The organism is Porphyromonas gingivicanis JCM 15907, assembly GCF_000614585.1.
GTDB lineage: Bacteria > Bacteroidota > Bacteroidia > Bacteroidales > Porphyromonadaceae > Porphyromonas > Porphyromonas gingivicanis.
In genome coordinates this window covers 12682-28483 of sequence record NZ_BAKX01000003.1, presented here as the reverse complement: position 1 = coordinate 28483, position 15802 = coordinate 12682, and the positions used below count along the sequence as shown (strand labels likewise).

The window sequence follows — 15802 nt, the reverse complement described above, 5'->3', positions numbered from 1 at the left end:
TAAGAGCGAAAAGCGACTCCATCAAGAGTGTTGAAATACTACTCTGAGGGCCTCCTCCGTATTGTTACAGTAATGTACTCGAATGCGATAATGAGATAGTTCTATAGCAGAAGCATTACCTGCCGGTACAACAATATCAGTAAAGCCAATACGCTCGGCCTCTGCTATACGTTGTTCGATACGACTTACAGCTCGTAACTCGCCCGATAAGCCTATCTCCCCCGTAAAACACATGGTACTTGGTATAGCTCTATCCAATACAGAAGAGAGAACAGCTACCAAAACAGATAGATCTACGGCAGGGTCGTTAATGCGGATGCCTCCTGCGATATTTAAGAAAACATCTTGTTTGATAAGTTTAAAACCTGCTCGCTTTTCTAAAACTGCCAAGAGCATATTCATCCGTCGGAGGTCAAAACCTGTCGCTGACCGTTGAGGATTGGCATATATAGCGGTGCTTACCAAGGCTTGTGTTTCTATGAGCAGGGGGCGAACTCCCTCTAAAGCTACCGCTACCGACCTACCACTAAGCCCTTCCATATTAGGAGAGATAAGAAGCTCCGAAGGATTTTCTATGATCTTGAGTCCATCTCCTCTCATTTCATAAATACCCAATTCGTTAGTGCTACCAAACCTATTTTTCGAACTCCTAAGAATACGAAATAGGAAGTGCTTGTCTCCCTCAAACTGGAGTACGGTATCAACTGTGTGTTCTAATACCTTAGGACCCGCAATACTTCCCTCCTTATTGATATGCCCCACGACAATTACAGCAGTGTGATTGAGCTTGGCATAGCGAAGTAATAGGTTGGCACTCTCTCGTATTTGAGTAGGGCTTCCAGGCGAACTATCCGAGAGTTGTGTATAGGTGGTTTGTATAGAGTCTATGACCAAAAGATCTGGTTGAAGGCTCTTAGCTTTGTCTAAAATCTCCTCTAAAGAAGTCGCACAATAAATAAGCACCTCACTCTCTCGCCCTCCGAGGCGATCTGCTCGCATTTTAAGTTGATGCTCACTTTCTTCTCCCGAAACGTAGAGCGTTTTTATATTAGGGATACGGATTACTGTTTGCAGTATTAGGGTCGATTTGCCAATGCCTGGCTCTCCTCCCAATAGGGTAAAAGAGCCTTTCACTAAACCTCCGCCTAAGACCCGATTGAACTCATGATCACAGAGATCTAACCTTTCCTCTCCCTCTGCGGTTAGTGTACGTAGAGGTTTGGGCTGTTGGTGTGCCGTCTCTCCTATAAGGCGGCTAACGACCTCTGCACTTTTGGGTTGTGTAGAGGTCGGATAAATAGTTTCTTCTTGTAGCGTATTCCATTCGTGACAAGAAGAGCATTGCCCCTGCCACTTAGCATAGGAAACACCACAGGAAATACAAGTATATACTTTCTTCTCTTTTGGCATTTATTCTCTCAACAGAGGGCAGGTCGAACATCGAAGCAATCCTCCTTCTTTAGAAATCTCGTGGTAGGGTACCCGTTCCACTTGCATCTTCCATTCATTGGCAAGAAAAGAATTCAGTCGTTCGAAACGTTCTTCGGTAATAACCGTTTCGGGGTTTAACGATACAAAGTTGGTCGTTAAAGCTCGAGCCTCTTGATCGGTAACCTTAAAGAGATTTTCCGTGCCGAATATGTCTTCTATAATTTGGTACTCTTGAGGGTCTACAAAGGCATTAGGATAAACGACCGCTCGGCCTTTAGAAATAGGCTGGAAAGCACAATCGAGATGCAATACAGATTTTGTAGGGTCTTGATCATGCTTCTTGAGCTTTAGAGGGATGACTTTCTTGTCTGGAAAGAGACGAGTAAAGTATTCAATAGCCTCCTTGTTGGTTCGAGCAGTTTTGTAGCGCCCAAAGTCTTCTTCTCGACATGAGCCGATAAATAAATACTCTCCATAGAGCAAAACATCTCCTCCTTCGATGTGTAGCCCCTCTGGAAGATGAACTATGGCATCCGATTGTACAGCATGAAATATAGGGGCAAAAGCTTCGGTCTCCTTTTTACGGTCTTCAATCATATTCGAGACGAAGAGCTTGTCTTCTATGGTAAAAGCAACATCGCGTGCAAAAATCTGATTGTAATCTTGTATAAGATCTGGACGAAGCACTCGTACATTATGCTTAAGAAGCAGAGAGTGGAGGGCATCCATCTCTTTTTTTATGCTCTCGTCAGAAGGGTATATCCCCTTTAATACAGATTGGTAACTTGTTGCATCGTAAGTCTCTTCTAAGGTAGGTTGAGGTCCTAAAGAATCAGGAAGGCCCAACACCACGACCTTCAGCACTCCTGTTTCAGTGCTTACGTTCGGAGCTATGATTCCCATATAAACAAAAAGAAAAACACTCTACTCTGAGCACTGCCCAATGTTAGAGTGGTAAGTGAATATCTATAATTTTACTTTGATAACGCGTCTCTGTTTCTCCTTACTGACTATCTCTATAAGTACAAGTCCTGAGGGTAAAGAAGAGCGACTAATATAAATTTGCTTCTCTCCCGAAGAGAATCCTTTGTACCAAACTCTACCTGTAATATCGTAGATGACAATAGTCTGCTCTTCAAACGGCAGAGAGATAATGACCTCCGAGGGAGTAACAGCTACTCCATTAGAGGGGAGAAATTCTGTACCCGAGGCAAACTCCATCTCTATTGCTGATAAGAGGGGCAAAGTTGTATCTGTCTCTGAAGAGTGCGCTTGAGATATAGAGAGCGTAAGTAACAAGGTACTTATGAAAAAGAGCTTATGGAAAGACGTATTATATTGTTTCATAGAAATCCTAAACATTTACAGGACAAATATAAGAAAAAGATTTCAGCGAATGCTTTATAAGTGGCAAATAGGTGTTGTTGTGTGAACTAAAAAAGCCTATTACAATAATCTTCTTGCAAGAATTTCCAGATTCTATAACTATAAGACATTGAAAAAGAAGAGAGATAGAAGCATAGTTAAGTCAAAAGTCAATAGTAATGCAAAGAATACAGAACTTCTATATAAGGAAAATAATTGTAGCTGTTAGAACTTTTTTACCTATGATACTTATGAGAAAAAGGGTTAATCCTTTCGAGAGTTTGCACAGATGGTTGGGGCAGTTTGCAACGATGGTTTGTTTAGCTGGTATCAATGCTTATAAACTCAAACATTTAAGCTGCATAAGTATATAGAAGTGGCATACAAAAAGAGCCTACACCTTTACAAGAAGGCATAAGCTCTATATAGAAAACCTCGCTTCGATTTAACGCTTCAAAACAAGCACGTGTGTAGCAATATTAGGCTCTACCCTTTTGAGGTAAGAACTTTTTAAGAAGAAAGAAGCCAACAAGCCCCGATACAATACTCCCGACGAAAATACCAATCTTGGCCTCATTGAGGAGGGTTGCATACTGAGGTTGCCCGTAAGAAAGGGATGCTACAAAAAGCGATACAGTAAACCCAATCCCTCCTAATACAGAGAGTGCAGCAAGATTTTTTGTAGTCATTCCAACCGGCATAATCCCTTTTGTGAGCTTCAAAAAGAGGTAGGAGAATGTAAAGATACCCAAAGGTTTACCGATGAAAAGCCCTGCTGAGATAGCTAAGGGTACATCCAGTAGCTGTTCAGTAGAGATGTTTCCGAAAGCAACTCCAGCATTTACAAAGGCAAATAGAGGTAAGACAATAAAGTTTACAATAGGGGCTAATTGAGACTCCATACGTTGCACGGGATTTACGGCTCCGCGGACTGTTTGACTCATAGTGTAGACCACAGCCACTTGCTCATGAGGCAGAAGAATAGCTCGTCCTGCCGTTTTTTGCTCTTCTTCAGGAAAAAGCCCCAACATCCCTCGTATCAAAAGTACCATACGTTGAGTAGGGATAGAAGGACGAGCAGAAACTACAAAAGCGACCAATACGCCTGCAATAGTTGTATGAATACCAGACTGCAAGAAAAGATACCACACCACAAAAGTACTCAAATAGTATAACCATAATTTGCGTATACCGAGTTGCCCCAAAAGAAAGAGTACTACCAAGACTCCGATAGCCCATAAGAGCATTACTAAGTTAAGATGCGTGCTGTAAAACAGAGCAATTACAATAATGCCACCTATATCATCGGCTACAGCCAAAGTGGCTAAGAAAGTTTTTAGAGCAGGTGGCACTCGAGAACCTAAAGAAGAGAGGACAGCCAGAGCAAACGCTATATCTGTTGCCATAGGAATAGCCATACCTCTTGATTCGGGCGAATGAGAGCAAAAAAGAAAGAAAACAAGGATGGGAACAATCATTCCACCCATTGCCCCTACTACGGGAAATATCGCCTTGCGTGCCGAAGACAACTCTCCGACCAAGCCTTCTTGTTTAATCTCCAAACCTACTTGGAGGAAAAAGAGTACCATAAGGACATCATTAGCAAAGCTTAGCAACGTCATCGTATGTTCCCCATGTTTGAATAACTCAAAATTCCCTATTTGGATGAATATAGGATATTCGATGAAGGATTGATATAAAGAACTAAAAGGACTATTAGCAATAAAGATGGCCGCTAAAGACGCTATAAAAAGCAGCACGGAAGAATCGAGTCGGCGACTGATGAAATTCTTCAGAGGAGTGATTAATTGCCCACTATTCATAAATTCGATTACCTTGTTTAGATAGGACTTTATTCTCTGCGGGACAAAGGTAGTCTATTTTCCCTATGGATGTACTTTTAAGGATTAGTAAATGTAGATCTCCTATACTTTTATGGTTTTGGAGAGTTTATGGTGTGTGGCGAACTCGTGTCTAAGAGCTTTCGCAACACTTCCATAATGTTTATTAAGGCGCAAGGCAGGTGTTTTGAACAATAGTTTTTAGTCCTTGAAGTAGTACCTTTGACGACTGTAATGCAATAATAAATAGTAAAAACAGATGACGCTCCAAACAATAGTACATTATAGCTTACATTTTTTAGCTCCTTTACTAATAGCTTATCTTTACTCTAAAAAGAACGTTTGGAGGGTTTATTTAGTAATGTTGGCAACGATGTTGGTAGACTTAGACCACCTTTTTGCAGTACCTATGTTTGACCCCAATCGTTGTAGTATCAATTTTCACCCATTACATTCCTATTGGGCTATTGCTATCTACTTTATAATGACGTTATTGCCCTATAAAAAATGGGGGTGGAGCTGGTGGTGGCGTCCTATGGCTATTGGACTACTCTTTCATATGTTTACAGATTTTCAGGACTACTATCTTTGGAATTACCTTTTATAAAACCTATTGCGTAATAACGCCCAAAAGTCTGGTGGTATTAAAATAGCTCTCAACAGGCTCCTTGAACAACTCTCTTTTCAAATAGAGCTAACAAAAACAGCCCTCTCTTCTCTTTAGAAAAGAAAGGGCTGTTCCGAGTGTCTACCACTCAGTGGTGCGGATGGAGGGACTCGAACCCTCACGCCTCTCAGCACTAGATCCTAAGTCTAGCGTGGCTACCAATTACACCACATCCGCGTTATTTCGGTTGCGAAGGTAATACTTTTTCTGAAAATAGGAAGAATATCTGTGGGACAGATTACAGCATTAACTGCAACATTCTGCTCAATCTCATAAAAAGTACGTTAAAAACAAACTTTTTGAAACTCATACAACACTCCTTGCTACTGCCCGTAGAGAGAAAAATAGAGCATATTAAAGTTTCATTTCTCGTAGTATCCTGTACGCTTTGCTTTTTGAATTTTACGGTGAATGTAGGTAATAGCTTCTTCAATAAGGGTATCTTTTCCTTGAGCTATATCTTCTTCTTTAAGAGAGATATAGTAGTGTGGCTCAATCCCGAACTCAATACTTTGGTCTCGGGCATCGGTCAATATTGAAGAAGAGTAACGCACTGCCCATCCATTCGGAAGCTCACTGCTTGCGGGCAATCCTCCCCCTCCTCCTGTTTTATCACCCATAAGAGTTACGTAGGGAAGTTCTTTAGTAACCACAGCGAAATCGTTGGCAGCGCTATAAACCCCTCGATTGACCAAAACCACCACAGGGCGAAACCATTTTACCCCCTGCTTTAACGTATCTAAATAGACGGGCGATGGGGTAGAGAAATCATGATGTCCTGGTCCTGTTTTATGGCGCATGTATCCCGTTAGAATCCGCTTTGGAGCAAAGTGGGCAGCTAAAAGCGAGGAGTAATTAATCTGTCCTCCTCCATTATTACGAATGTCTATTATCAATCCCTTGCAATCTTTAAGACGAGTGAATGCCGATGCAACATTGGAGAGAGTTATACTCGAAGAGAAACTATTATATACGATATAACCTATACTATCTTTTTCATGATTAAGATATCGTAGGGGCGTGTAATACAATCCGCCAGCTATACGATATTTATCTCCTAAATAGAGACTTCTCACTTTTGTATTCAGGTGGCTGGGGTAATTACTGTGCCATTGGGTATATCGACTTAAATCAAAAGAGGCAAAGAGATTTACATGTCCATCTTTTAGTTCAGCAAGAAGCTCCGACATAACATCAAAGAGCGAGTCCTGTGTCATGCCAGCGTAAATCTTCGGGAGATGTTTCTGATACATGTCTGCCCAAGTAGAGTCTTTTGGGAGTTTTTCATCAAAGTAACAATACCCTTCATCTAAAATCTTCCAAAGGGCATCATAGTTCCTTTGTGGCGAAGGGTCATAATCACCTCGGGTAGAACAACTACTCATAAGAGCAAGCAGGAGCAGTAGACCGAATATAATATGTTTCATAGTATGGGTTCTTTACTGAAATGTATCAAAAAGTAGAGTTCTGTGTGTTTCGTTGCGCATAGCTTTTCGTCCCTTAAAAGTTAACTGTTCCAAGGAGAAACCAATGAATGCCATATGACTCTCAGCAGAACGAATGCGCCGTTTGAGGGAACTCTTATCATACGACCACTGATACCCCACATGTAGCGTGCATAAATTCCAAAGAGGAATATCTATCGTCATTCGTGTAGCAAAGTAGTTTTGATTGAAGGGGTGTGTGAAAAGGAAAGAACGGGCTACTCCATTACGTATAAATTCCCGTTCGTAATAACTCTCTCCATAAGCCAAATGATTGGATAGTCCAATAAGCCCATAGGTAACTCTCCAACGGAAAGCTATAGGCCAAGTCTCGAAAGGAAGACGATAGGCGATAGTGGTCCCTATCGTCAAGTCCGCCTTGGCATCAAGAGTAGCAGGATTATTGCCATTGCGAGAGTGAAGTCTCCCCCCCATAGTTAATCGTACTCCCGGACCTGTTGCGAATTTAACACCATAGGGAAGCTGCCATAAGTAGAGACCTTCTGTTTGAAATTCTCCTCGGATAAAATCCATCTTTGCTGTGTAAGCAGGATTTAGAACGGTGGCATAAGCAAAAGAGGCATCTGAGTGTAAAAGTATAGGGAGAGATAGTTTTAATGCTTTTTCTTCCTCCCACCTTAGCCCATATATACTACCTCCATATCGCAAAGGGGTTAAGTATTCGTCGGAGAGAATGGCCCCTCCTACACCAACAGATATAGCTCTGTACGAACTACTCGAAGGAGTGTTTTGTGCAGATAACGATGTGCAAATAGCTCCCACTAATAGTAGTAGATAGAATTGAAGGATACGGAGTTTCATAGTTAGTTCAAGTTAAGGTTTATGCACGAAAGTCATCTTCAAACAGCGTTTCTGAGGTTTCCACTTTTTGCAAATCCGTATCTTCTCGATTTTCTTCACTTTCACCTTCATATATAGGCTCGACCGCAACAGTAGGTGTAGGATAGCGAAGAGGTTCTCGCTCTTCTACAAAGGCTACCTTGCGTGTTGTAAGGCGTTTGCCTCGGGCACGAATACTTTTTAGACCTATAAAATCGGCAGCTTCGATTATTTCTTCGGGACGATCGGCATCATGTCCATCGAAAATCACTCCAAAGCGAGCATAGTAAGTATCGGAGAAGAGAACCAGCTCATTCTCCTCTCCCTGCATCAATACAGGCTTCGTTGAGTCTTCCATCGAAAATCTTTTGAGATAGAAAAATCCTTGTTGCTTATCCTTATACACCACGCTCCAAATCTTTTGAGCATCGTATTTCTCTACACGTACAACGTCAGTTGCAAAGTGGTTGCTCTCGCTAAAGTCTGTGGTGTAGATAGTGCCATCTTTTTGGATTACTAAGAGACGGTCGTTAGCCTCAAACTCTCCAATATAATCGCCCTGTTCATTGTAGTTAAGGCGTAGTACATCTCGATCAAACCACACCTTACGTCCTCCAAGAGTAGATCCACCCTTTTGCTTTAAGGCTATGCGTTGTACCTCGGCACGAGTAACCAGATTGCCACGCGTACCTTTACCTCTAATAGGGACCTCTTTGAAATCTTTTTCAAAAACCAATACACGCATACGAGGTTGAGGTTTAAGGGTAATGCGTACCACCTCTGCCTCTCCATTAAAGTTCGCTGTGAAATAGACAATTTTAGAGTGGTCCGTGCCATCTGTAAGATCGTAGGTTTTGTCTCGATTAATGCCAGTTATACTACATCGTTTTATAAAATATGGTCCCTTTTTCCCCTGTCGGTAGATGAGATTATAAATAGTGCGTACATCATTACGTTGAAAGCGATTGATGTACAGCACCTCTCCCTTTCCGATAAACTTTTTGTCTTCTACTTTCGTAATAAGGTAGGTCCCGTTTTTATAGATTATAAGAATGTCATCTATGGGAGAGCATTCAGCTACGTATTCTGCATTTTTAAGCCCTGTTCCCACAAAACCACCCTCTCTATCTATGTAAAGTTTCTCAGTGGTTTCTATAACCTTTACCGCCTCTATAGTACCAAAGCGACTTAATGTGGTCTTACGCTCCCAAGAGCCTCCATACTCCTTCAGAAGATGTTCGTAATAGGCGATAGTATATTGAGTGCTGTTTGCAAGATTTTTACGCACCTTATTCGCCTCTTTGGAGAGCTTTGCAATGAGCTCTTCATGCTTGGCGATGTTAAATCGTAGTATGCGTGCCATCTTAATTTCTAACAGTCGTTTGAGGTCTTCTTGAGTAATAGGACGAACGAAAGAGAGACCTTCGATCTTTTCAATGCGTTGCTGTACGTGTGTTAATGCTTCTGATTCATTGGCAGCTTCTTCGAACTCTCGGTCTTTATAAATGCGATTTTCAATAAAAATACGCTCAAGCGAAGCTGAAAGAAGACTATCGGTAAGTTCGCCTAAACGATATCGGAGTTGCTCTTCTAAAAGATGTTGCGTACGAGTTACATTGTGCTTAAGGATATCTGACACACCCAAAAAAAGAGGTTTACCATCTTTGATTACACAAGCATTGGGCGAAAGAGATACTTCACAGTCTGTAAAAGCATATAATCCATCAATTGTTTTATCGGTCGATACTCCTGCAGGCAGCTGGATGCGTATATCAGCGGTCGCCGCAGTCATATCGTCAATATGCTTAATCTTTATTTTACCCTTTTCATTCGCTTTAAGGATAGATTCTATCAGTGTGGCGGTAGTTTTTCCATAGGGAAGTTCAGAGATGCTCAACAAACGTTCTCCTATGCGCTCAATTTTAGCTCGACTTTTAAGACTACCCCCTCTGTGTCCATCATTGTAACGCTCTACATCAAGTAGCCCTCCCGTTGGGAAATCTGGATAAAGAACAAAGTCTTCTCCTTTTAAGTAGGATATGGCTGCCTCTAACAGCTCTTTAGGATTGTGTGGATAAATTTTGGAAGAAAGCCCAACTGCAATCCCTTCCGCTCCTTGTGCCAAAAGAAGGGGAAAACGAGACGGGAGCGAAACTGGCTCCAAAGCAGTACCATCATACGAGCGTTTCCATTCGGTCAATTTGGAGTCAAAAAGCACCTCCAAAGCCAAAGGAGATAGCTTTGCTTCTATGTAACGACCAGCAGCTGCTTCGTCTCCTGTCAATATATTACCCCAGTTTCCCTGAGTGTTTACCATATACCCCTTTTGTCCTAACTGTACCAAGGCATCATTAATGGAGCATCACCATGAGGGTGAAACGCCATAGTCTGCCCTACAATCTTTGCGACCTTATGTAAATGTCCATTCTCAAAGAGGTGCATAGCGTGCAGTATGCGTCGCTGTACAGGTTTAAGTCCATCGTCTATATGAGGTACGGCTCGCTCAAGAATAACATACGAAGCATAGTCAAGAAACCATGTGCGATACATATTCGTAAGAGAATGGATGCGATCTTTATCGCCCCCTTCTACGTTTGTAGAGAGGCTATCGGCATCTTGTATTTCTTTCGAGAGCGTGTCTGTGAGCTCTTCTTCTCCTTCTCTATTCGGTAGCGAGTTGAAACCAAGTTCTGTTTCTTGAGAGTTACTTTCTTCCTCTATAGGGAACTCATTTGTGTGAATCTCTGTACTCATTAAGTTTACTTAAAAGGGTATTTTGATAGAGCAAATATACTTTTTTAAGCAAAGTCGAGGAAGACTAAACAGATACATCTTTTGGGGAACAAACCTATCTCGGAAGAAAAAACTACTCGCTTCGACATATTCCGAAAATTTGCTTTGCATCCACCTTACACTCTTCTCATTTATTACATCATTCTGAAAAGTCGTGCTAGGAGTTCGTCATATTAGGTTTGAACCTTATACAACAATCTCTAAATCTATTTTCCAAGCTTCAAAAACAAATCTAAAAGAGCCCTATTGAGTTCTTTTAACCAACAAAACAACATTGTTTGGATAATTATATCTATAAAAAGAGATTCTATAAATAAATTATTTTGATATATTTGCCATAATCAAAGAGAAGAACAGACTTTATAAAACCACACAGGCTAATATTTTAATAAACAAGAATAATAGGATTATGAAAAAAGCACTACGTATTTGGCTAACCATTGCTTGGGGAAGTATGATAGCTACCCCTTTAGCCTTAGCTCAAACCACCACTCAAAAAATAACTTTGGAATCAGAGGAGGAGATGCCTCTCTGGATGGTAACACTTGGAGCAGAAGAGGCCGACCGCCCATTAGTTTGGGTCGATCTAAATGGAAATGGAACAAGAGAGCCCGAAGAAGCTTGGAGTGATGAAAACGCAATTCCCGAGAGTGAACTATGTAGCTTCACGGGGCCTCGTATGGGCAATACTCTCTCCATCTATGGACCTGCACACACTCTATTCTGTGGTAACTCTGGTATTGTTAAGGCAGACCTAAAAGGAAATCCAGGTCTGATAAAACTTGCGCTACACTACAACAAACTACGAGCTATAGACTTATCGGGCAATATGCTTCTTGAGGCAATCAATTTGAACGAGAATCAGCTCAAAGAGATCAATCTATTAGGCATGAATAAATTAAAGGAATTACGCATTGCTTCGAATAGAAGAATCTCTAAACTCGACCTAAAAGGCATTACAGGACTAACCAAACTGGACATTGGAGGAACAAGCCTCTCCTCTCTTCCCGAGGGAGATCTATCCAAATTAGAGGCACTAAACATCAGTGGGAACAGAGATTTTGACCTCGACTTGAGCAGAGTACCTGCCCTCAATGAGTTTGCAGCTGGTGAATGTAACCTATCAAAACTTGATCTCTCTGCTCTACCGAACTTAACCACTCTTTGGGCTCCCAACAATATATTAGAGGATGTCAACCTATCCAACAACCCCGAATTAGACCAAATAATGCTCAAGTTCAACAATATAAAAAGCATTGATCTATCTAAAAATCCTAAGTTAAGAAAGCTGTATTTGGAGAGAAACGACATTCAAAATCTGAAACTCTCTACCGAAAATAGCCAATTACAAGTGTTGGACTGTGTAGGTAGCACCGCTCTAACCCAAATTGATGTAAGCAAGCACCCTAACCTCTTTGCATTACAATTGGATGAAACGGGTATAAGCACTTTGGATGTCTCTAATAACCCAGCTCTCAAAGAATTGACAATATCGGATACTCCCATTAAGGAGTTAGACCTGTCAAAGAATCCCAATCTTCTCAAACTCGGCGTAACAAGGTGCAAAATAGAAGAATTAGACCTCTCTAAAAACACATCTCTCCAAGTTCTTTACTGTGCCAACAATAAGCTCAAAAAACTTGACTTACAACATTGTACACAATTAGAAGATTTCAGAGGAGGAGAAAATCAACTCAAAGAAATCATTTTCAACTCAACCCAACTACATACAGTCTTCTGCTACAGCAACAACATCAAGAAAGAAGCAATGGGTAAGATTGTAGCATCTCTACTCAAGTCAACTCCAGGAAAGTTTATGGTAGTAGACCTCTCTGTTGGTAAGGAAGAAAATCGCTGCACCATAGCACAGGTAGATCAGCTGAAATCTAAGGGCTGGAAAGTATTGGATGCCAATACAAGAGGAGATAAACCTCTTCCCTATGCAGGCTTTGACGATAGTAGTATCCTTGATGTTGCAGTCAATGCCGTACACATCTATCCGACCGTAGCTTCTACGTCTTTTACCATCTCAGGAGCTTCGGGCAAGAGCTATACCATCTACACTCTTTTGGGAGATGTAGCAGCACAAGGCATACTCTCGGAAGAGGTAGCTACCCTATCGGTGGCATCACTTCCTGTAGGCAATTATATTATTAAAGTATCGGGCACAAACGAGGTGCATCGCCTCCAAATTGCTCGCTAAAAATTCTCTAATAGAAAGTATTAGTCGAAGCCCTCTCAATAGAAAAGGCGTGCAACTCTTCGGTAGCACGCCTTTTATTGTATCACAATGTTTTATTAGGAGTCTACTATCCTAATCGAACATTATCTTAGAAATTGAACTTCAAGCCCATGTAAGCGGAGCGAGGCTGAGTAGGACCATATATGTAGGCACTATCTCGGTCAGGACCGAAATCGAAATCCTTCTGAATAGCATTGAATACATTGTTCATACCTGCATATACCTCCAAGTCAGTTGAGAAGATATTGAAAGCATAAGAGAACTTAAATCCAAGGTCGAAGAACGAAGGCGTTTTTACCAAACGATCTGCATGCACCTCTGGAATCTCTGTTGTCGTGGGGTCAAAGCCTGCCTTCTTGAAAGCATCCTCTATTTGCTCTGCCGAGAGACTCTTGGCAAATTCGTTCTGTTCTGTGCCAAGTACAATCGCATGAGGTGCATACATAGACCCTGTATAAGTTCCCGTAAGAGCTATATTGAAGTTTTTCACAGGCTCGATGCCCAAAGTAAAGTATCCATAAGCCGATGGAGTACGAGTGATTTGAGTAGACTTTCCTTTGGTAGAAACAGTCTCTACCTTTCCTTCTGCATCGAGCTCGAATTGAGGCAATCCATTAGCATCAAGCGTAGCTATCTCTCCCCACTCCTCTTCGGCATCGTATTTATTGCTGGCAAGAGTAAAACCTGCTTGGAATTGGAATATATTCCATGCCAATTTACCCTCAAGGTTTACCCCCATTACTTTGGCTCCCGAACCATTGATACGATTAAAGTTGGTGATACCGTTCTCCACATTTACCTTTTCAGTTACAAATACATCCTTCAGTTGGTTATAAAAACCTTCAATAAGGAAGTTCGTTTTAACCGCTCCGAAGTTGCCATAAAGGTCGGCACTGAGGTTGAAAGCGTGGCTTGTTTCAGGTTTGAGCCCTGCCACATTGGTAACACGTTGTACATCTCCATTAACCACACCTACGTGTAGGTCTTCGTCAAACACCTGAGGCGCACGGAAACCTTTGGCATAAGAGAAGCGGAAATTGACATCTTTCGTTGGATTGTAGCGCAGAGTAGCACGAGGACTTATGATAGGTGTTACATTGCCATTCTTATTGCGAACAGCACTGTTACTATCCAAACGACCGCCTAAGAGGAGCGAAAACCTATCGTTCTTCCACTCCAACTGCCCCAAGACACTCAAGTTATGAATGAGCTGATCAACGGGGGGATAGAGCTGTATGAGATTGCCCTTATCATCTTTTTCTGTGTACCAGTTACGAATAGGCATAATATCATTGAGATGGTCGTACACATACTCCGTACCCAAAAGCAATTGCGCAGGCATAAAGAAGAGTTTATCCATATCGTAAGAGTACTGTACACCTCCCATATAGGTAGAGCCCTTCGTTACGCCGTAGTTAATACCAAATAGTTCTCCAGGGATAGGATGCCCCAATTGTCCCAAACGATTGCCCTTATCATCTTGATGCTCACCAATACCGCCATAGTAGCTATTACGATTCACACGCTGACCGGAAACATAAGCCAAGAAATGATGTTTGTAATCCGAGGAGAAAAGGTCAAACTTCATATTACCACTATATATACTATGGTCTACACGCTCCGATACGCCTGCTACATGGTCAGGCCAGTCGAGATGGTCTCCACCACGACGATACTCTTGAATAGTATGTAACTCTGCGGTCAATTTGGAGTAGTCCGACGTGCGCAAGAAGGTACGAGCACCGATAGAACGACCGTTCAACTTTCCCAATTCACTGTACCCATCGCCGTTAGCATCCCATGCCGAGCGATAACGAGCTTGACCAAATACCATCGCTCCTGCTCTATTGTCGTCTGTTACAATAGAAGCGTTGAGGTTCAAGTTATTGTCAGGAGCGGTCAATCCTGTAAAGGTCAAAGACTCTCCGAAGCTGAAACTATTGCGCGTAGGCTCTTTGGTAATAATGTTCACCACACCTCCGATAGCAGAAGAACCAAAGAGGGCAGAGCCACCACCACGTACCACCTCTACACGGTCTATCATATTGGTAGGTATCTGTTCTATACCATACACACCTGCCAAAGCGCTAAATATAGGACGGCTGTCGATAAGGATTTGCGTATAACGACCATCAAGTCCGTTGATGCGCACTTGGTTAAAACCACAGTTTTGGCAGTCGTTTTCTACACGTACACCGGGCTGGAAGATGATACCTTGAGCCAAGTTATTAGCATTGACACGGCTAAACACCTCTTCGTCAACAACATTTACAATGGTAGGAGCCAAACGGCGCAAGGTAGCTTGTCGATTGGCACTTACCACCACTTCATCAATACTTACCACATCTTGCTCCGCTTCAAAATTAACTTCGACAACTTTGTTGCGCTGTATTACTATGGTACGTTCTTGGCTCAAGTAGCCTACTCCACGCATTACGAGGGTGATCTCTCCAGGCTTTATGTTACGAAGAAAGTAATGCCCCGTAGCATCGGTACTGGTGCCGAAAGTAGTGCCTTTGATTTGAATAGTTACACCAGGTACATGCTCTCCTGTAAGAGCATCAATAACATGCCCTACCACGTTGGCATCCGAAGGCAGAGGCTTCTTCTTGTAAGGGGGAGTGCTACCCTCCGCTACCATCTGAAAGATAGAGACAAAGAGCAATGCACAAGTGATTATAAACTTGTTCATAGAATTTTGATTAAATAGTTTAGTTTCTTAAAATCAGATGCAAAGATACTTCATATCAACAGGCTGCTAAATACCCAACCATAGGTATACAGACAATAAATTTCGTTCAGAAAAAAGCTCTTATCAGTCCCTATTCAAGAAAGAAATAGAGCCTAATATGCATTTAGAACAACATTCTCCCCCAAATAAGCCAATCTCCCCTCCATCAAGCGACAACAATTTTGGTCAAAAGCTATGTAGTCATTCAAAAAGCTCTTGGAGGCTATGCCACTTAGCTATAATCCTTTTTCTCAAAACCATCCGTGTAAACTCACAAAACCCTCCTTGCTTTCCGTCGTAAGCATTATACCTTTTGGAAAGTGGCTTTATCGGTAAATTAAGAAAAGATCCATGCTTGCCCCTCTAAACAAAAAGGCTTCTTCTTACCCCCTCTCATAAAAACCATTG

General features: G+C 41.8%; 9 protein-coding genes, 1 tRNA gene and 1 pseudogene. 2 read left to right on the top strand and 9 right to left on the bottom strand.

Going from position 1 to position 15802, the window contains the following annotated elements; genetic code table 11:
- Window positions 1-21 precede the first annotated feature (21 nt).
- The 4 genes from radA to nhaA all read right to left on the bottom strand — a co-directional run bounded on the left by radA (window position 22) and on the right by nhaA (window position 4619).
- Entirely contained in the window at window positions 22-1410 is a 1389-nt protein-coding gene (radA, locus tag JCM15907_RS03830; protein WP_025842784.1) for a DNA repair protein RadA, read from the bottom strand.
- Window positions 1411-2334 carry a dimethylarginine dimethylaminohydrolase family protein gene (locus JCM15907_RS03825; RefSeq protein WP_025842783.1) on the bottom strand — a complete coding sequence of 308 codons (924 nt, stop codon included), beginning with the start codon at window positions 2332-2334 and terminating at the stop codon, window positions 1411-1413.
- Between the two features lie 63 nt (window positions 2335-2397).
- Complete coding sequence (locus tag JCM15907_RS03820; RefSeq protein ID WP_025842782.1) at window positions 2398-2778, bottom strand: T9SS type A sorting domain-containing protein; 381 nt, start codon at window positions 2776-2778, stop codon at window positions 2398-2400.
- Window positions 2779-3275: 497 nt separating this feature from the next.
- The gene (nhaA, locus tag JCM15907_RS03815) at window positions 3276-4619 is read right to left on the bottom strand and encodes a Na+/H+ antiporter NhaA (protein ID WP_025842781.1); all 1344 of its coding nucleotides are present in this window, start codon (window positions 4617-4619) and stop codon (window positions 3276-3278) included.
- 277 nt (window positions 4620-4896) lie between these two features.
- Between nhaA and JCM15907_RS03810 the strand changes: the two genes are divergently transcribed.
- Window positions 4897-5244 (top strand): DUF6122 family protein, encoded by a 348-nt coding sequence (locus JCM15907_RS03810; RefSeq protein WP_025842780.1) that lies wholly within the window; start codon window positions 4897-4899, stop codon window positions 5242-5244.
- Window positions 5245-5396: 152 nt separating this feature from the next.
- On the opposite strand, the gene JCM15907_RS03805 is transcribed toward JCM15907_RS03810, so the two are convergent.
- The 4 genes and pseudogenes from JCM15907_RS03805 to JCM15907_RS10605 form a co-directional block, all read right to left on the bottom strand.
- A tRNA-Leu gene (locus tag JCM15907_RS03805) sits at window positions 5397-5481 on the bottom strand.
- A 185-nt stretch (window positions 5482-5666) separates the two neighbouring features.
- Window positions 5667-6731: a S41 family peptidase gene (locus JCM15907_RS03800; protein ID WP_025842779.1), complete on the bottom strand. Its 1065-nt coding sequence runs from the start codon at window positions 6729-6731 to the stop codon at window positions 5667-5669.
- Window positions 6732-6743: 12 nt separating this feature from the next.
- Window positions 6744-7610 (bottom strand): DUF3316 domain-containing protein, encoded by an 867-nt coding sequence (locus JCM15907_RS03795; protein ID WP_025842778.1) that lies wholly within the window; start codon window positions 7608-7610, stop codon window positions 6744-6746.
- Window positions 7611-7629: 19 nt separating this feature from the next.
- A pseudogene (locus JCM15907_RS10605) lies at window positions 7630-10382 on the bottom strand (DNA gyrase/topoisomerase IV subunit A).
- A 448-nt stretch (window positions 10383-10830) separates the two neighbouring features.
- Here JCM15907_RS10605 and JCM15907_RS03785 point away from each other — a divergent pair.
- Complete coding sequence (locus tag JCM15907_RS03785; RefSeq protein WP_025842777.1) at window positions 10831-12624, top strand: hypothetical protein; 1794 nt, start codon at window positions 10831-10833, stop codon at window positions 12622-12624.
- A gap of 127 nt (window positions 12625-12751) precedes the next feature.
- On the opposite strand, the gene JCM15907_RS03780 is transcribed toward JCM15907_RS03785, so the two are convergent.
- The gene (locus JCM15907_RS03780) at window positions 12752-15304 is read right to left on the bottom strand and encodes a TonB-dependent receptor (protein WP_242396812.1); all 2553 of its coding nucleotides are present in this window, start codon (window positions 15302-15304) and stop codon (window positions 12752-12754) included.
- Between the last annotated feature and the right edge of the window lie 498 nt (window positions 15305-15802).

Bases quoted from the DNA above. Each gene is read 5' to 3' on its own strand.
- radA (WP_025842784.1), bottom strand. From the start codon at position 1,410: ATGCCAAAAGAGAAGAAAGTATATACTTGTATTTCCTGTGGTGTTTCC.
- JCM15907_RS03785 (WP_025842777.1), top strand. From the start codon at position 10,831: ATGAAAAAAGCACTACGTATTTGGCTAACCATTGCTTGGGGAAGTATG.
- JCM15907_RS03820 (WP_025842782.1), bottom strand. From the start codon at position 2,778: ATGAAACAATATAATACGTCTTTCCATAAGCTCTTTTTCATAAGTACC.
- JCM15907_RS03795 (WP_025842778.1), bottom strand. From the start codon at position 7,610: ATGAAACTCCGTATCCTTCAATTCTATCTACTACTATTAGTGGGAGCT.
- JCM15907_RS03800 (WP_025842779.1), bottom strand. From the start codon at position 6,731: ATGAAACATATTATATTCGGTCTACTGCTCCTGCTTGCTCTTATGAGT.
- JCM15907_RS03780 (WP_242396812.1), bottom strand. From the start codon at position 15,304: ATGGTAGCGGAGGGTAGCACTCCCCCTTACAAGAAGAAGCCTCTGCCT.
- JCM15907_RS03810 (WP_025842780.1), top strand. From the start codon at position 4,897: ATGACGCTCCAAACAATAGTACATTATAGCTTACATTTTTTAGCTCCT.
- JCM15907_RS03825 (WP_025842783.1), bottom strand. From the start codon at position 2,334: ATGGGAATCATAGCTCCGAACGTAAGCACTGAAACAGGAGTGCTGAAG.
- nhaA (WP_025842781.1), bottom strand. From the start codon at position 4,619: ATGAATAGTGGGCAATTAATCACTCCTCTGAAGAATTTCATCAGTCGC.